Here is a 17,253-nt window from a genome sequence, read left to right on the forward strand (position 1 = left end):
CTAAATGTCAACTCTCCCGCATCGGAAAATGGGTCAAAAAATCTACACCATCCCCGCAGAGTTAGAGTCACAGGGTTGCCACAGGTAAAGGCACAGAGGGATAAGGCGATCGCCGCAACAGACCATACTCAATACCCTCGACCACAGCCCGATAGGATGCCTCAAGAATATTGGCTGATACGCCCACCGTCGTCCACCGTTCCAGGCCATCACTTGATTCCACCAAAACCCTGGTTTTTGCACCAGTGCCCGCTGCCCCATCCAAAATTCGTACTTTATAATCCGTCAATTGGAACTCGGCAATCTCTGGGTAAAATTTCGTCAACACCTTCCGCAACGCCTGATCCAAGGCCGAAACGGGGCCATTGCCCTCTGCTGCCTCGAGCAAATTTTTCCCGTTCACTTCTAACTTGATCGTGGCGATCGCCGTACTTTGAGTTTCTCCCACATCACAATTCACATGGAATCCCCGCAGCTTGAAAAATTCCTGCCGATGCCCCAATGCCGAGCGGATTAACAACTGAAAACTCGCCTCTGCCGCTTCAAATTGGTAGCCTTCATGCTCCAAATCCTTTAATTTCTGCAGGATCGTCCGACTGGCCAGATCCGTTTTCTCTAAGGCAATGCCGAAGCTTTTCGCCTTAGCCAAAATATTGCTTAATCCCGCCTGTTCTGACACAACAATACGCCGCTCATTGCCCACCGTTTGCGGATCAATATGTTCATAGGTGAGGGCATTTTTTTGCACTGCTGAGACATGAATTCCTCCCTTATGGGCAAAAGCCGAACGACCCACATAGGGCGCATGGTCATCGGGAGCTAGATTGACAATTTCGCTGATTAAGCGGCTTGTACTGGTGAGCTGTTGTAGTTTTTCCGGTGCGAGACAAGGCTGATTTAACTTCAGCTGCAAGGTAGGAATTAACGTACATAAATTGGCATTACCACACCGTTCGCCATAGCCATTGATGGTGCCCTGGACCATGGTGGCTCCGGCTTGCACGGCCATCACTGCATTGGCCACCGCCATCCCCGAATCGTTGTGGGTGTGGATGCCGAGGGGAATCTTGAGATCCGGAAATGCCCGTTGAATATCCTGGAGACTGGTCATAATTCCTTGGGGCAATGTGCCGCCGTTGGTATCGCACAAAACTAGATATTCAGCTCCCCCTTGAATCGCTGCTTCGAGGGTTTTGAGGGCATATTCGGGGTTTTGTTGGTAGCCATCAAACCAATGTTCGGCATCATAGATTACCCGCCGATTTTGGGATTTTAGATAGGCGAGACTCTCCCGGATCATCGCGCAATTTTCTGTCAAAGTAGTGCCTAAACCGAGGGTGACATGGAGATCCCAGGATTTGCCAAAAAGAGTAATCCAGTGGGTTTGCGCCCGGAGGGATGCCTGGAGTAGAGCGTCTGTTTCGACGGCGGAATGGGGACGTCGTGTTGAACAAAAAGCAACAATTTTCGCTTGCTGGAGTGGATATTCCCGGAGATGTAGAAAAAATTGTTCATCCTTGGGATTTGCCCCTGGCCAGCCCCCTTCAATAAAAGGAATGCCGAGGCGGTCGAGGTGTTGGGCGATGCGGACTTTATCTTCGAGGGAGAGGGCAAGCCCTTCTCGCTGACAACCATCGCGGAGGGTGGTGTCGTAGATCTGAACTGGGTTTTGGGGAGAAACCATAGGGGAACCGTCGACTAGAAATGCTGCTTTTGATCCTAGCAAGGGAGTTTCTGGCTAAGGCGGGCCTCGATACGATTCCACAAACTTAGACAATCTTGTTGATATTTCGGGGTCAGCACATCGCTAAATTTTCTAGACATTTCTTTGGAAACATTGATCACTGGCCCCAAGATTTTTGAAGCTTCTGGGGAATCGAGTACACTGGAGATACTTTTTTGATTTTGTGATGCGTTTATAAGCTTGTGTTGTCTATGGCGATCGCCTTCAAAGTTAGTCGGTGGTGTCTTAGCGGCTTCATCGCAGTAAATTTAATCGGCTGTACTCCTTGGACAGTTTTATCTCAACAGGAAAACCTGGGTACAACCAGGCAGCCCATCGCCAGTCTTGGGGCTGTGTCACCAGGGGCTGAGGTCTATGTCCAGGGAACTGTAACCCAGCGGGTGCCTCTCCTCGATCAAGGTGCTTACGAATTGCAGGACAGCACCGGGCGCATCTGGGTGATTACGGAAACTCCGCTGCCGGAGCCTGGGGCAGAATTGGCGATCGCCGGGCAATTACAATTTCATGAGTTACAACTCCAGCAACAAGATTTCGGAGAATTTTTTATTCAAGAACAGGCGATTATCGACACCGTAGAAGAGGGAACGATTTCACCGCCACAATTACCCATTAAAGAACACCTTGATCTGCAGTTTTTGCCCCACAAAGGCAATCAAAAGTCCTGAGGATCAAGGTGTTAGTAAATAACATTTAAGAATCAAGGTTGCGCACAAGTCATCCTAAGCATCGGAGCCGGATTCACTGGTTTCTTTTTGTTCGTCTTGTTCGTCGTTGGTTTCAGTCGCTACGGTGGCTTCTGCTGCTTTAGCCTTCGCCTCTGCTTCTGCCTTTTCTCGACGTTGCCGTTCTACGGCGAGGGCATCTTCTAAAACCTCTAGGACTTGATTCATTTTTTCGAGATTGCTGCGATAAAGATCTAAGTCTTTTTTCATTTTCTCCTCAGGGAGATTCAGACCTGCGGTGACCGTGGTCAGCATTTCGTCGCGCTTCTCGGTGTCTTCGAGGAGTTGCGGCTCTGATTCACCCAAAAAAGTATAGACGCCAATGGCAAACAACCGACTATATTTGAAGTGATCATTTTTGGCGATCGCCTCAATTTTTTCCCATAATTCCTGGGCACCTTCGGGGGGCACATCTTGCCGGAAGCACTCAATCAGTTGCGTCCCAGAACAACGTTTTGCCAGTTCAACCAGGGCCATTGCATCTTCTTTGTAACGGTTGGCGTCGCCCCCAATCGCTTGGCACATGCTTTGGAAAATAGAAACTTTATCCGCCTCTGGGCGATAGCCTTGCATAAAGCGCTCAAAGGAAGTGACGACGCCCAGCGCATAGAAAGGATCGTAGCGAAAATCGGCGTTCACCGACAGTAAATGCATTTCAACCAAAAGTTCTTCGACGACGCGCCGAAAAATCGAATTAATTGGCCGAGTATGATGTGTATAAAAATCACGCTTCGTATCGGAAACGGTGCGAACTTGACTCACAAATGGAACCCACAATTGACATTTCAATATTCTATTTTGACGTTTCCAGAGGCGTTTGCCAAGGTGATGGGTCTGGGGCAGATTATTAACAGCGCGATATTTCAATTAAAATTCACTCCAAAAAATCTCCTTTGGTCGGTAAATTGATCCCCTCTAAAAACTCCTTAAAACTCTTTGGCGATCGCTTTCCTAGGCCACTATAAAAAAAGAGTGACATGGTTATGCCACCCTTTCATGTTATTAAAGCCGTCCTCAAGTAACCGTTGGCGTTAGTGACGGCAATGGGAATGACTTGTTCGTCTTTTAGAGTGCATTTGCACCGGCAACCACTTCCAATAGCTCCTGGGTAATCGCTGCCTGACGAGCCTTGTTATAGGACAACGTCAAGGTTTTCATCAGTTCAGAAGCATTGTCACTGGCATTGTTCATCGCCGTCATCCGTGCTGCCAACTCACTGGCTGCCCCTTCCTGGAGCGCCCGCAGCAGTTGGTTGCTGAGATATAGCGGCAACAAGGCATTCAAAATGTCCTTCGGATCCTGCTCGAAGATCATATCTGCGGGCAGTTCTTTAACTTCAGTCGCCACCTTTTCCCGTTCAACTTGGAACTTACCGCCCCGGGTAATCAGGTTGAAAGTTTCGTCGTCAGGGTTGGTGAGCGCTTCAGGCACCAAAGGCAACAGCGTTTGCACAACGGGTTGAGAACTAATCAAAGACACAAAGCGTGTGTAAATTAGTTCAATTTTGTCCACTTCTTCCGAGAGGAACAAAGAAAGCAGTTCATCGGCAATGTCCGACGCTTCTGCTGCCGAAGGAATTTGTTCTAAACCAGCATAGGTTTTAGCAACGGGAGCTTGGCGATTCTGGAAATATTGCACCGCTTTACGGCCCACTAGCACAAACTTGTAGCTGATACCAGCCGCTGCTAATTCTTTTGCTCTTTGTTCGGCTTTGCGGATGATGTTGGCGTTGTAGCCCCCACAAAGGCCGCGATCGCCAGTGATAACTAACAGACCGACACACTTTACTTCCCGTTGCTTGAGGAGGGGCAAATCTGCTTCTTCAAGGCGGAGACGACTCTTGAGGCTATAGAGTACCTGCAAGAGGGTGTTAGCAAAGGGACGGGTGGAAGTCACCTGTTCTTGGGCACGACGTACTTTTGCCGCGGCCACCAGACGCATCGCTTCGGTAATTTTCTTGGTATTTTTGACGGATTGAATCCGGTCGCGAATCCCCTTTAGGTTTGGCATGAGTAATATCCCTTAGTTCGATTCTGGGTCGCCTGCAACCCCTGGTGATGCTAGCCATAGGCCACAGGCGACATGATCATCTGCTTAGGCCGCAGCGGCGAAACTTTGCTTGTGCTCGGCGATCGCCTCTTTGAGGAGATTCTCCGCTTCTTCAGAAAGCACTTTATCGTTGGCAATGATTTCACCGTACCGGGCTTTGCTGGTGGCGAGATACTGACGGAGACCAGCAGCAAACTCAACCACTTTATCTACAGGAACATCATCAAGATAGCCATTCAAGCCAGCGTAAACAATCGCCACCTGCTCAGCAACGGAGAGGGGAGAGTTTTGGGGCTGTTTGAGGATCTGACGCAGGCGCTGACCCCGGGCCAACTGGTTTTGGGTTGCTGCATCCAAGTCAGACGCAAACTGGGCAAAGGCTTCGAGTTCTGCGAACTGGGCCAATTCCAACTTCAGCTTACCGGCAACTTTTTTCATCGCTTTGGTTTGAGCCGCAGAACCAACCCGGGATACGGAAATACCCGCGTTGATCGCCGGACGGAAGCCCGCGTTGAATAGGTCAGAGGACAAGAAGATCTGACCGTCGGTAATGGAAATAACGTTGGTGGGAATGTAAGCAGAAACGTCACCGGCTTGGGTTTCAATGATCGGTAGAGCGGTCATACTACCGCCGCCGAGTTCGTCGCTAAGTTTCGCTGCCCGTTCTAACAGACGAGAGTGCAAGTAGAAAACGTCACCGGGATAAGCTTCACGTCCGGGGGGACGACGGAGCAGCAGGGACATTTGGCGGTAGGCCTGGGCTTGCTTGGAAAGGTCATCGTAGACAACGAGGGTCGCCTTACCTTGGTACATGAAGTGCTCGGCGATCGCCGCACCAGTGTAGGGAGCAAGGTACTGAAGAGTTGCCGGATCGTTAGCATTCGCAGCAACAACGACGGTGTAATCTAAAGCGCCCTTAGATTCGAGGGTCGAAACAACTTGAGCAACGGTGGACGCCTTTTGACCAACGGCCACGTACACACAAATTACATCTTCACCCTTCTGGTTGATGATTGTGTCAACCGCAACGGCAGTTTTACCAGTTTGACGGTCACCAATGATCAATTCCCGCTGACCCCGACCGACGGGAATCATCGCGTCAATTGCGGTAATCCCAGTCTGCATCGGTTCATGGACAGAGCGACGGGCAATAATCCCAGGGGCCATGAATTCGATGAGGCGGGTATCGGTAGCGTCAATGTCGCCTTTCCCATCAATGGGACGGGCAAGGGCATCAACAACACGGCCAACGGTCGCGTCGCCAACGGGGATTTCTGCAATCCGGCCAGTGGACTTCACACTACTGCCTTCTTGAATGTCACGACCGTCGCCCATCAATACGGCACCGACGTTGTCTTCTTCAAGGTTGAGGGCGATCCCTACGGTGCCATCTTCAAACTCAAGCAATTCACCGGCCATGGCCTGCTCAAGACCATAGATCCGAGCAATCCCATCACCGACTTGAAGTACGGTGCCGACGTTATCGACTTGAACTTTTTGGTCGTAGGACTCAATTTGTTGACGAATAATGCTACTAATTTCGTCGGGTCTGATACTAATCATGTCTGTACTGTTAAATAAGGTTAATTCTAGGGACAGTCTATTGAGACACTTTTAAAGTTAAGTGGCCGGTGTTAAAACAGGTCCAAAAAATTGGCACCAGCTTAGTTTGAGCCTAATAGATCCATGCTGATCCGCCGGAGTTGGCCCCGCAAGCTAGCGTCAAAGACCTTGGAACCGACTTTGATCACGACACCACCAATCAAATCGGCATCGGTGCTAATGTTCAATTCGATGGCATTGGCCCCGGTCATTTGTTTGACTTGATCGGCGATCGCCGCTTCTTGGTCAGTGGTCAACGGTTGCGCACTCGTGACATCAGCGAGAACAATATTGTTCAGTTTTCGCTGGAGGGCGACGAATTCCTGACAAATGCCTTCGAGGAAAACAATACGCCGACGATCCACAAGCAAAAACAAAAAGTTGAGGAAGTAGGTATCTACATCCTGGCCACAAACCCCTTGGAGAACACCTTTTTTATCCTCTGCTTTGACCAAAGGATTCATCACAAAAGACCGGAACTCCGCAGACTCTTGGAAGAGTGACAGTAAAGCCCGACAATTTTCTGCAAATGCCTCGACTTTATTGGTCTCTTGCGCAAGGGTCATCAGGGCACCAGCATAGGGCTCAACGACCTGAGCAATCATTGTGTTGCCTTTCATGCGCCACCTCCCAGTTGTGCAATGCTGCGATCAACTAACTTGGCTTGAGCAGACTCATCCAAATCAGACCGCAATTGAGCTTCCACTTTTGCCAGAGCAAGTTCTGCAACCCGTCGCTTCAGCTCGGTGATTACTTTCGCTTGTTCTGTGCTTAATTCTTTAACCGCAGAGGCCTTGAGTTTTTCAACTTCATCGCGACCTTTGGCCAAGATGTCTTGTTTGGTTTTTTCTGCGGCAACCTTAGCGTCTTCCCGAATCTTGGCAGCCTGGGCCTGGGCCTGTTCGAGATCTTTCTGGGCTTTTGTCAGTGCTTCTTGGGCTTTTTTCGCGCGGTTTTCAGCGTCTTCTAGATCGGCGACAATTTTGCTTTTGCGCGTCTCTAAAATATTGCCAATAAACTTGCTCCCATAGACGTACAGAACCCCAATGATGATCGCAAGGTTGATAATGTTTGTTTCTAAAATGTCGAAGTTTAAATGAAAACCACCCTCCGATGCGGTGGCAAGGTAGGAAATAATTCCCATGATATCGATCTACCCCAGCGCTATTTGCTTATGGTGTATACATCTAAAAATGGATAACTCTTTTTCTTAAAGATATAAAAGCTTGAAATCTTCAAGAGTTCCCATCTAGGCAGCGAAAACCGCACTACCCTAAAGCTTTGCCCCAACTAATTTAGAGGCGATCGCCTGGCTTAGAGAATCAACTTGTTGTTCAAGGGATTTGAACGCAGATTCCCGTTGTGCCTCGATTTCCAGAGCTGCTTTTTCCCGCTCCGCCAAAGCCTCAGCCTGGGCAGACTTCACTTCATCTGCTACGACCTTTTGAGCTTCAGCCTGAGCTTTTGCAATTACATCCTGGGCTTCACGACGCACATCACGGAGTTCTTGCTCATATTGAGCGGCTAAGTCCTCCGCCTTTTGCTGACGTTCTTTCGCGTCCACTAAGTTAGTGCGAATGTAATCGGAACGGTCGTCAATCGCTTGACCAATAGGCTTATAAAAAAGCTTATTTAACAACGCCGCCAAGACCAAAAACTGAATGGCCATCACGGGGAGCGTTGCGTCAAAATCAAAAAGACCACCCTCAGCGGTTTTCTCGACTGCTTCAGTTGCTAAAACAATTGTCCAGTGTGTCATTTATCAATTGACCCCACCGTGTTTGGGTCTTATAGAGTTTATACATCTAGGGGGTTACCCCATTGTCCCATGGAAAAACGGGGCCTAGGTCATCCAGGTGAGCTGCTTTTAAATCAGCCTCGAATGACCTAAACCCAGTCCAGTGTCTTTTTATGCAAAGGGGTTTGCAAACAAAAGAACGAGGGCAACAACAAGACCGTAGATGGTTAAAGCTTCCATAAAAGCCAAGCTGAGGAGGAGAGTACCGCGGATTTTGCCTTCCGCTTCGGGTTGACGGGCAATCCCTTCGGCTGCACTACCCGCAGCATTACCTTGACCAATACCAGGGCCGATCGCCGCAAGACCAACAGCAAGAGCAGCAGCAATAACAGAAGCAGCAGCAGTTAAAGAATCCATAATTTTTTCCTTTCGATGTTATTGAAGTGGGTATAAACAGGTCTCTAAAACAGATCCCCGTCAAAAAAATTAACAGAAAAAGTGACCAGAAACACAAATCAAGTTGAAATTTCTAGCTAGCCTTCGGGCTTTTATCAATAATCCTGAAGTCAAACCTTCCCTTAGTGATGACCTTCCATCGCTTCAGCAATGTAGGCTGCGGCGAGGGTCGCAAAAATCAACGCTTGGATCGCACTGGCGAATAAACCAAGTGCCATCAAGGGTAAAGGAATAATCAGGGGAACCAAGAAAACCAGTACACCAACCACCAGTTCGTCCGCGAGGATGTTTCCGAAAAGACGGAAGCTCAGGGAGAGGGGCTTGGTGAAATCTTCCAGAATGTTAATTGGAAGCAGGATAGGGGTTGGTTCCAAATATTTTTTCAGGTAACCAATTCCACGCTTTTTGAACCCAGCATAAAAGTATGCCAAGGAAGTCAACAGAGCTAGGGCTACGGTGGTGTTAATGTCGTTAGTGGGAGCGGCCAATTCACCTTCGGGTAAACCAATGATTTTCCAAGGCACAAGGGCACCGGACCAGTTGGCAATGAAGATGAAGAGGAACAATGTTCCAATGAAGGGCACCCAAGGACGATATTCTTTTTCGCCTAGCTGGTTTTTAGCCAGATCCCGAATAAATTCGAGGGCGTATTCCATGAAGTTTTGAAAACCACCAGGGACACGCTGAACATTACGGGTTGCTAGGATCGAAGCAAGCACGAGTACAGCAATAACGAACCAAGAGGTCATTAGTACCTGTCCGTGAACTTTTAAGCCACCGAGTTCCCAATAAAAATGTTTGCCGACTTCGAGTTCAGCAAGGGGAAATAAACTAAATGTAGTTAAACTATTAAGCATTTCCATTTGATGATCTTTCCCCGGTTCTTTCTCTCGACAATCAAGGGCTAGGGCGGAATTCTAATGTGTTTTGTCTGCGGTAAGTAAACTATTCGGCAGCACATAAACAATGATGGCAAGTTTATAGGTAATGAACCCTAAAAAAGCGGGGAGAATTTCCAGTTGCTCCAGTTGGGTTGCGATGACGATCAAGCCGATAAAAAGGGCTAGGCGACCGGAACCGGTTCTGGGATTAGTGCTACTGATTTTTTCTACGCTTTTTGCCAACTGTCTCAAATAAATTATTCCAACGCCAGCACCAATGAGATAACTCACTGCTGTTTGGGCAGAATAGAAGTACCAGACCAACAGGGCGATCGCCCCACTGATGGCAAGAGTCACAAAAAAAATGGACTGTTTGAGCTGATAGTACTCGTCCATTGGGGTGTTACTTGCCGAATCCCCATTGTTTTCTAAGGTTGAGTTAGAAGAGTTGGGAATGTCTGATTGGCTTTGAGACTCAGATGAATTCACGCTCAGCAGGTTTAGAAGATCAAGGGTTTTGATCAGTTTATTTGACTGTCTATATTGCTTTGTACAAGGGAAACAGTACAAACCACGTGCAATCATATCACGCCATTGTCACAATCCTTAAAAAGTTCCCCATGACCCAGGGCGAAGGCTGTAAAAGGGCTAAAGATGGGGATTTGTGGGTTGTGTTTGGGGAGATTCAAGTTATTTTTATAGGGCGCAAACCTGCTTTGGTGGGAGAATGAATCGTTCTAGGAGGATTATGGCGATGGAGACTGCGGTGTTAGATTGGGTGGCGATCGCCGGTTATTTTGGCGTTACCCTACTGGTTTGCTGGCAAATTTTCAGTCGGCGCTAATCAGCTTTTCCTGACTTTTTCTCAGTATTTCACTCCATTCAAACTGATGTTATGCGCGAGCAACTTATTCTCCCCACCATGGGCTGTGGCACCTGGGCCTGGGGCAATCGCCTGCTGTGGGGGTACCAACCCAGCATGGATCAAGAACTACAACAGGTGTTTGATTTCTGTGTGACCAGCGGCATTACCCTCTTTGATACGGGAGATTCCTATGGAACCGGACGTTTAAGCGGTCGTAGTGAAAGCCTTTTGGGGCAATTTTCCCAAGCCTACACTGGCCGTCACCAACAGGAAATCGTTCTGGCGACTAAACTGGCTCCTTATCCTTGGCGGCTCACCGCTGGCTCCATGAAGCGGGCTGGGGCCGCCTCCGCGAAACGTTTACAGCGGCCAATTGATTTAGTGCAAATGCATTGGTCAACGGCAAATTATGCCCCTTGGCAAGAAAAACGATTATTGCGGGGTTTGGCAGAACTGTACGAAACGGGTCAGGTGAAAGGCGTAGGGTTATCCAACTATGGTGGTCAGCGACTCCGGGAAATGCACCGTTGGTTTCAGGATTGGGGCGTACCGATTCGGACATTGCAGGTGCAGTATTCTTTGCTTTCAACGGATCCAGTGCTGAAATATGACGTCAAAGCCGTATGCGATGAATTGGGGATTCAGTTAATCGCCTATAGTCCCCTGGCCCTTGGTCTGTTGACCGGAAAATATAGCTTGGATCAACCGCTGCCCAAAGGTTTACGACGGCGGGTTTTCAAGCAAGTTTTGCCGAACATGGCCCCGTTGCAGAGCTGTTTACGGGAGCTGATGGCGCTGCACCAAAAAACCATGGCCCAGGTCGCTTTAAACTGGTGTATTTGTAAAGGGACAATGCCGATTCCGGGGGCAAAAAATCTCACCCAAGCCCAGGAAAATGCTGGGGCATTGGGTTGGCACCTAAGCGCCGCTGAAGTAGAAGCCCTCGATCAAGCGGCAGCCCAAGTCACAAAAACCATGGTGCAAAATCCGTTCCAGTCCCGTTAAATTTTGAAGATTGCCATGACCACTGCTCCTCATCCTATCCCTGTGCTTGAATCTCCCGAACAGTTGGCGGAATGTCTCACCCAAGCCCAAACCTGGGCAGAAATTGAACTGCTCACCCAAGCCTACCCCGACTTTAAGGCGATCGCCTGGAAACAATTATCGGCAGATCAGCAAGGCCGCATTCTCAAGCTCAGGGATTTGAAAGATAAGGCGATCGCCCAAGAATTTCCCCTTGGTTGCCTTGTGCAACGCCGGGCAGATCCAGAGCAAAAACAGGGCAAAGTAGTGGACTATTGGGACGCCTACGGGGTTGATTACGTCGTGTTTACCGTTGATGGCTTTACCGATTGGTGCCCCGGTTCTATGCTCGAACGACTCAAGTAAAACAGTAAGCATTTTCCTTGAAAATCAACATATATTGCCGCGCCTTAACTCCGACAGAAGAGCATGCTATGAAAAAAGATATGCCCTTTTAGACTCGATCAACCTTCGGCCCATGCGTGATACCTCCGAAATTCGTTTTCAGCTGCACCACGAGCTTAACCAGTGTTACCAAAAGCTCTTTGATTCCCTTGCTTCCATGCAGATCAAAGAAGGGGATGCAGCCACCGTTGCTCAACTCCTGCTTAATTCTCGTCTGGATGCCCTAAAACACCTCGTCAGTGAAGCAGAACGTCCTGCCTACGATGCCCGTTACCCTGAGGACGCTGAAGATTAGTCGGCGATCGCCATAGAAAATCCCTGCCATTAACAGTTTGAATATTCAGGGTTTCACTGCTGCATTAATCGGTTTATTGATCGGATACGAGAAAAAACCCAGGGGATAAATTGATATCGCCTGGGTGACAAATGATTGAGAGAATTTCTGTCAAAAACTATTGGGGCGGATCAACCCAGCGACCATCAGCTTTGATTAGGTTAATCAGTTCTTCAACCCCTTGGGCTTCGGGGACTTTGCGGATTTCTTCCCGACCACGGTATAGGGAAATTACACCGGGCGTTTTCCCCACATAGCCATAGTCCGCATCGGCCATTTCACCGGGGCCATTCACGATACAACCCATTACGGCAATATCTAGACCCGTGAGGTGATTTGTCGCTTCGCGCACCTTGTGGAGCACTTCTTCAAGGTTAAAGAGCGTCCGGCCACAGGAAGGGCAGGCGACGTATTCCACCATGGTTTTCCGTAGGCCTAGGGCTTGGAGGATGCTATAGCAGACAGGGATTTCCTTTTCCGGTGCTTCCGTGAGGGAAACACGGATTGTGTCGCCAATGCCTTCCGCAAGGAGCGTCCCAATGCCTGCGGTAGATTTAATGCGGCCATATTCTCCATCTCCAGCTTCGGTCACACCCAGGTGGAGGGGATAGTCCATGCCGAGTTCATCCATTCGTTTAGCCATGAGGCGATAGGCAGCCAACATCACCGGGACACGGGATGCCTTCATGGAAATGATCAGGTTATGGAAATCGAGGGACTGACAAATCCGAATAAATTCTAGGGCTGATTCGACCATGCCTTCGGGAGTATCCCCGTAGGTGAAGAGCATCCGCTCAGCGAGGGAACCATGGTTGACGCCGATGCGCATGGCTTTGCCTTGATCCCGCAGGGAAACCACTAAGGGTTCGAGGGTTTCACGAATCTTTTCACCAATGGCCGCAAATTCTGCTTCGGTATAACCGGTGCGATCGCCACTGGCCTGTTCAAAAACATAAAGACCGGGATTGATGCGCACTTTATCCACGTGTTTGGCAACTTCCAGAGCAATTTTCATGCCGTTATGGTGGACATCCGCCACAATTGGCACTGCCTGGTAGGTCTCGGCGAGCTTCGCTTTGATCTGAGCCAGGGAACGGGCGTGGGCCATACTCGGAACAGTTACCCGGACGATTTCACAGCCAATTTCATGAAGTCGGCGGATTGCCGCGACGGAGCCCTCTATGTCAAGGGTATCTTCGTTGATCATCGACTGGACAACCACAGGATAATCACTGCCGATGGTGACATTGCCCACCTTGACAGCTCTGGTTTTCCGGCGATGGATAGTGGTATCCACAAGGGAATCGGTCGTTTGCACAGGACGCTCTACAGCTTGCATGGAACTTGAGGATAGGAAATTACAAAAAGTCGCTGGTATCTAGGATCTAAGCATAAGCGTTGGCAAAGGTTCTAGGCAACGGGAAAGGGCATCTGGGCTAAGAAACGCTCGAAGTCAAAATGCTTTTGGAATAGGGTCTGGGCAACTTCTACTTTAATCGGTTCCTGGAGGCGCACATGGTTAAAGGCTTGGTCGATGATTTCGACGGTGGTCAGGGTGTCATAGTCCACCGACAGAATTGGGATTTCTAGGTCTTCGGCGCGGTTGAGAATAATTTCTTGGGGGGCGACATGGCCTGTCAGGATCAGACATTGGGTTGAGGTTTCTAGGGCTGCCAGTTGCAGATCCGTGCGATCGCCCCCAGTGACCACCGCCATATTTTGCCGTTGCCGGAAATATTTCAAAGCAGAGTTAACGTTCATCGCGCCAATGGTGAGACTTTCGACCATCAGATCCAGGCGATTAGCCCGACAAAGAACTTCCGCATTGAGGCGCTTCACCAATTCCCGCACCGTTACACTCCGGAGGATCCGGTCGGCGGGGACGAGGCCATAGACATCAATGCCCCGCTGAGCCAAGAAGGGCTTAATTTGGATTTCGGCGGTTTCGAGGGCTTCGGGGGGAATTTTGTTAATCACCACTCCCATGAGGCGATCGCCCAGGAACCGATAAATTGTCAACAAACTATCAACTAAAAGCTTGTGGTGGTAGGGGATGACCAAGAGGATTTTGGCCCCTAGGGTCGCCGCAATTTCCCCGGCAGAGAGGTTAAATAAACTCCCTTCCCAGAGGCTTTTGGGGGCTTCGATAAAGGTAATATCACTGGCGATCGCCCCTAGATCATCCTTTAATTTTTGGGGATAATCGGTTTGGTCTTGACCCGTAAGTCGCTGGGCCACCGTTGCCTCATCCAGAAAAAGTACCGGCGATCGCACTTCCGTTTCCTTAAGACCAAAGGCTTCCCCAAGGAACCGGAGATCATCTTCGATGCGGGTGAAACGCCCATTCTGCTCGTCATGCCAAACTGTACCGATGGGCTTACTGTAGGCCACAGAGATGCCTTTTTGCTTAAGGCTCTGTACCAACCCAAGTAGCACAGCAGATTTCCCACTGTAGGGTTCGGTAGAAGCAACGACGATATGTTGGGTTGAATTGGTCACACCCACTACTCCTTTAGAAGCTCACATTCTTTAGCCTCCACAATAACGGAATTTCGCGACTGAGCAAACCAGGACGCTATTCTTTTTTTAGGCCCAGAAGCTCCCGATAAAAATCCTTAGGAAAGTCAATGGCCCCGTCACGGCCGAAGCCAATTAAGAGATCAATGAGGTAATCTACAAACTGGTGGTTTGGTAATGTCACGCTGTAACTGAGATCCGCCTGGGCCGCAAATTGAAGGCGACAACTGGTCATTTCCGACGGTAATTTAGAGACATACCAACTGGCCACAAAGGGGATACTTTCTCCTTTTTCAATCACCCGTTTCCCCTCAACGGAGCCGATCTGGTATAGTCCGAGGGCTTTGGGCAGTGTTTTTTGTTTATTTTTTGGATAGTAGGGAGCATAAACCATCACTTCTCCCTTTCCTGCAGATTGGATATCGTCAAAAACAGCCATGGGGCATTGCTCTAAAGAAATCAGTTAGCGTTGAGAATACATCGCATTGTAGCCTGTTGGCTGGTTTCTGTTTTGTTCTAGGATTGGCTGAAATTTCCGTTGAACATTTCTTCATCCGTTTTGGTTTATGTCGCAGAGGATCAATGCCGTGGTTTGTCCCCATTTGTTAAGTGTAGCGCCGATGATGGATCGCACCGATCGCCATTTTCGTTACTTGATGCGCCAGATTACCCGACGGACATTACTCTACACAGAGATGATTACCACCCAGGCGATTATCCATGGCGATCGCCCCAAGCTTTTAGACTTCGATGCCGCAGAACATCCCATTTCCCTCCAATTGGGAGGCGATAATCCCAAGGAATTAGCTGAATGTGCCAAGGTGGGCGAAGACTGGGGTTATGACGAAATTAATCTCAATGTGGGCTGTCCCAGTCCGAGGGTGCAACAGGGCAATTTTGGGGCTTGTTTGATGACCCAGCCGGAGTTGGTGGCCGATTGTGTAGCGGCGATGCAGGGGGCAGTCAATATTCCCGTTACGGTAAAACATCGCATTGGCGTCGATGAACAAGATAGTTACGCAGACCTCTGCCGCTTTATCGAGATTGTCTCGGCAACCGGATGCGATCGCTTTTCTGTCCATGCCCGCAAAGCCTGGCTACAGGGTTTAAGCCCAAAGGAAAATCGCACGGTACCACCTTTACGTTATGCAGATGTTTATCGGTTAAAACAAGACTTTCCTCACCTCTGGATCGAGATCAATGGCGGCATTACGACGCTAGAACAAATTCAAACCCATTTAACCCAAGTGGATGCAGTAATGGTGGGGCGGGCAGCCTATGACAACCCCTATCTGTTTGCGACGGTGGACCGCGATATCTACGGGGAAGCGGTACAGCCCAAAAGCCGCCATGAAATTGTTGAGGAGATGTTGCCTTACATTGAACGTGCCACAAAAGCCGGGGTGAAACTCCACAGCATTAGTCGTCACATGTTGTCGCTGTTTTTAGGCCAGCCCGGCACCAAAGCCTGGAAACGGTTTATCACGGAGGAGGGTCGAGGAACGACGGTGGGACGAGAAATTATTGAGCAAGCCTTGGCCCTGGTGCCCCAGACAAACGAGATCGCCGATCCGGTCTCCATGGTTTCTGGGAGAAAGTGACCATGACAGCAAAAATTATTGTGCTTGATGATGACCCGACGGGCTCCCAAACGGTGCATAGTTGTCCATTATTATTGCGTTGGGATGTGGACACGCTGCGGTTGGGTTTACGGAATACTGCCCCCATTATTTTTATTTTGGCGAATACCCGCGCTTTGACAGAACCAGAGGCGATCGCCACCACCACAGCAGTTTGTCGGAATCTCAAAATTGCCCTGACCCAGGAAAATATCCAGGAATATCTGATCGTCAGTCGCTCGGATTCCACCTTGAGGGGCCATTTCCCGGCAGAAACTGAGGCGATCGCCAACGTATTAGGGCCGTTTGATGCTTGTTTTTTTGCCCCAGCATTTTTTGAGGGGGGCCGCATTACCCGCAACGGCATTCACTATGTCCAGGAAAATGAACGCTTGATCCCCGTGGCTGAGACAGAATTTGCGGGCGATCGCCTCTTTGGTTTTCAGGACAGTTTTTTACCTGATTTTATTGCGACGAAAACCCAGGGCGCAGTGACAGCGAATCAAGTGGCTTGCCTCAGTCCAGGGAATTTACCCGAAAATCTCCAGGGCTATTTTTGCGGACTTCAGCAGGGAAAATACGTTGTCCTCGACGGTGAAAAACAAGCTGATTTTGATCGTTTAGTCCCCGACCTCTTCCGAGCGATTCACCAGGGTAAAAAGTTTCTCTTTCGCAGTGCCGCCAGTTTGCTGACTTCCCTCGCGGCTCTTGGCCCCCAACCGATTCCCCCAGAAGAAAGTTTTACCGTGCGGCGATCGCCCCAACCCGGCCTGATTATCGTCGGCTCCCATACGCAAAAAACCACTGTACAACTCGCGGAATTGCTGCAATTAGCAGGCGTTGTCGGCGTTGAAATCGACGTAGAGCTGTGCCAAACATCCCCAGGTCGTGATCAACTAGCAGTGACAATTCTGGAGCAGATCCAAAAAATTCGTCAGGCCGGACAAACCCCCGTACTCTTTACCAGTCGGCAAGTGCCAGCCAGCGACCAAGCCCAACATAACCTTGAATTTGGTAAAAATATCACGGCTCTATTCCTTGAAATTTTTGCCCAGTTGCCCGCAGATCTCGGCTTTGTGATTAGTAAAGGCGGTAACACCACCAATGCGCTGCTCCAAAAAGGTTTGTGGGTTCCGGCAATTCAGTTGCTCGGCCAAATTATCCCTGGTTGTTGCCTCGTGCAAACGGAGCATGATCACCCGCAATTTCCCCAGTTACCTGTGGTACTGTTTCCTGGCAATGTGGGCGATCGCCACAGTCTCGTCACCGCTTACCAACGCCTCCAAATTCCTCGTTGA

At 49.4% G+C, this 17,253-nt stretch carries 19 protein-coding genes; 6 read left to right on the forward strand and 13 right to left on the reverse strand.

The window, feature by feature from the left end; genetic code table 11:
- Positions 1-67: 67 nt before the first annotated feature.
- Positions 68-1,684, reverse strand: coding sequence for a citramalate synthase (gene cimA, locus FEK30_RS07750; RefSeq protein WP_138072739.1), 1,617 nt, complete (start codon positions 1,682-1,684; stop codon positions 68-70).
- 251 nt (positions 1,685-1,935) lie between these two features.
- Here cimA and FEK30_RS07755 point away from each other — a divergent pair, with 251 nt between their 5' ends.
- On the forward strand, positions 1,936-2,409 hold the full coding sequence (locus FEK30_RS07755) for a DNA-binding protein (protein WP_138072741.1): 474 nt from the start codon (positions 1,936-1,938) through the stop codon (positions 2,407-2,409).
- A 54-nt stretch (positions 2,410-2,463) separates the two neighbouring features.
- On the opposite strand, the gene psb29 is transcribed toward FEK30_RS07755, so the two are convergent.
- From psb29 to FEK30_RS07800, 9 genes are all read right to left on the reverse strand, one after another.
- On the reverse strand, positions 2,464-3,228 hold the full coding sequence (psb29, locus tag FEK30_RS07760; RefSeq protein WP_062436490.1) for a photosystem II biogenesis protein Psp29: 765 nt from the start codon (positions 3,226-3,228) through the stop codon (positions 2,464-2,466).
- A gap of 303 nt (positions 3,229-3,531) precedes the next feature.
- Entirely contained in the window at positions 3,532-4,476 is a 945-nt protein-coding gene (locus FEK30_RS07765) for a F0F1 ATP synthase subunit gamma (protein WP_030005967.1), read from the reverse strand.
- Positions 4,477-4,560: 84 nt separating this feature from the next.
- The gene (gene atpA, locus FEK30_RS07770; protein ID WP_030005968.1) at positions 4,561-6,078 is read right to left on the reverse strand and encodes a F0F1 ATP synthase subunit alpha; all 1,518 of its coding nucleotides are present in this window, start codon (positions 6,076-6,078) and stop codon (positions 4,561-4,563) included.
- Positions 6,079-6,179: 101 nt separating this feature from the next.
- Positions 6,180-6,737 carry an ATP synthase F1 subunit delta gene (gene atpH / locus FEK30_RS07775; protein ID WP_138072743.1) on the reverse strand — a complete coding sequence of 186 codons (558 nt, stop codon included), beginning with the start codon at positions 6,735-6,737 and terminating at the stop codon, positions 6,180-6,182.
- Positions 6,734-7,261, reverse strand: coding sequence for a F0F1 ATP synthase subunit B (locus FEK30_RS07780; RefSeq protein WP_012306365.1), 528 nt, complete (start codon positions 7,259-7,261; stop codon positions 6,734-6,736). Before FEK30_RS07780 ends, atpH begins: the two co-directional genes overlap by 4 nt.
- Before the next feature lie 129 nt (positions 7,262-7,390).
- Positions 7,391-7,876, reverse strand: a complete 486-nt coding sequence (locus FEK30_RS07785; protein WP_012306366.1) for a F0F1 ATP synthase subunit B' — start codon at positions 7,874-7,876, stop codon at positions 7,391-7,393.
- Between the two features lie 150 nt (positions 7,877-8,026).
- Complete coding sequence (gene atpE, locus FEK30_RS07790) at positions 8,027-8,272, reverse strand: ATP synthase F0 subunit C (RefSeq protein WP_012306367.1); 246 nt, start codon at positions 8,270-8,272, stop codon at positions 8,027-8,029.
- 161 nt (positions 8,273-8,433) lie between these two features.
- On the reverse strand, positions 8,434-9,174 hold the full coding sequence (atpB, locus tag FEK30_RS07795) for a F0F1 ATP synthase subunit A (RefSeq protein ID WP_173867214.1): 741 nt from the start codon (positions 9,172-9,174) through the stop codon (positions 8,434-8,436).
- Between the two features lie 54 nt (positions 9,175-9,228).
- Positions 9,229-9,777: an ATP synthase subunit I gene (locus FEK30_RS07800; RefSeq protein ID WP_255447995.1), complete on the reverse strand. Its 549-nt coding sequence runs from the start codon at positions 9,775-9,777 to the stop codon at positions 9,229-9,231.
- Positions 9,778-10,087: 310 nt separating this feature from the next.
- On the opposite strand from FEK30_RS07800, the gene FEK30_RS07805 reads away from it, so the two are divergent.
- The 3 genes from FEK30_RS07805 to FEK30_RS07815 all read left to right on the forward strand — a co-directional run bounded on the left by FEK30_RS07805 (position 10,088) and on the right by FEK30_RS07815 (position 11,780).
- Positions 10,088-11,062 (forward strand): aldo/keto reductase, encoded by a 975-nt coding sequence (locus FEK30_RS07805; RefSeq protein ID WP_138072745.1) that lies wholly within the window; start codon positions 10,088-10,090, stop codon positions 11,060-11,062.
- Between the two features lie 15 nt (positions 11,063-11,077).
- Positions 11,078-11,446, forward strand: coding sequence for a hypothetical protein (locus FEK30_RS07810; protein WP_255447996.1), 369 nt, complete (start codon positions 11,078-11,080; stop codon positions 11,444-11,446).
- A 112-nt stretch (positions 11,447-11,558) separates the two neighbouring features.
- Positions 11,559-11,780, forward strand: coding sequence for a hypothetical protein (locus FEK30_RS07815; protein WP_065710238.1), 222 nt, complete (start codon positions 11,559-11,561; stop codon positions 11,778-11,780).
- A gap of 157 nt (positions 11,781-11,937) precedes the next feature.
- On the opposite strand, the gene ispG is transcribed toward FEK30_RS07815, so the two are convergent.
- From ispG to ebsA, 3 genes are all read right to left on the reverse strand, one after another.
- Positions 11,938-13,158: a (E)-4-hydroxy-3-methylbut-2-enyl-diphosphate synthase gene (gene ispG, locus FEK30_RS07820; RefSeq protein WP_012306372.1), complete on the reverse strand. Its 1,221-nt coding sequence runs from the start codon at positions 13,156-13,158 to the stop codon at positions 11,938-11,940.
- Between the two features lie 71 nt (positions 13,159-13,229).
- Positions 13,230-14,318 (reverse strand): phosphotransacetylase family protein, encoded by a 1,089-nt coding sequence (locus FEK30_RS07825; protein WP_138072749.1) that lies wholly within the window; start codon positions 14,316-14,318, stop codon positions 13,230-13,232.
- A gap of 76 nt (positions 14,319-14,394) precedes the next feature.
- Entirely contained in the window at positions 14,395-14,775 is a 381-nt protein-coding gene (gene ebsA, locus FEK30_RS07830) for a type IV pilus biogenesis protein EbsA (protein WP_012306374.1), read from the reverse strand.
- A 127-nt stretch (positions 14,776-14,902) separates the two neighbouring features.
- Here ebsA and dusA point away from each other — a divergent pair, with 127 nt between their 5' ends.
- Positions 14,903-15,937 (forward strand): tRNA dihydrouridine(20/20a) synthase DusA, encoded by a 1,035-nt coding sequence (gene dusA / locus FEK30_RS07835; protein ID WP_138072751.1) that lies wholly within the window; start codon positions 14,903-14,905, stop codon positions 15,935-15,937.
- 2 nt (positions 15,938-15,939) lie between these two features.
- Positions 15,940-17,253 carry a four-carbon acid sugar kinase family protein gene (locus FEK30_RS07840; protein ID WP_138072754.1) on the forward strand — a complete coding sequence of 438 codons (1,314 nt, stop codon included), beginning with the start codon at positions 15,940-15,942 and terminating at the stop codon, positions 17,251-17,253.

Origin of the sequence: Picosynechococcus sp. PCC 11901 (assembly GCF_005577135.1) — a bacterium.
Taxonomy (GTDB): Bacteria; Cyanobacteriota; Cyanobacteriia; order Cyanobacteriales; family MRBY01; genus MRBY01.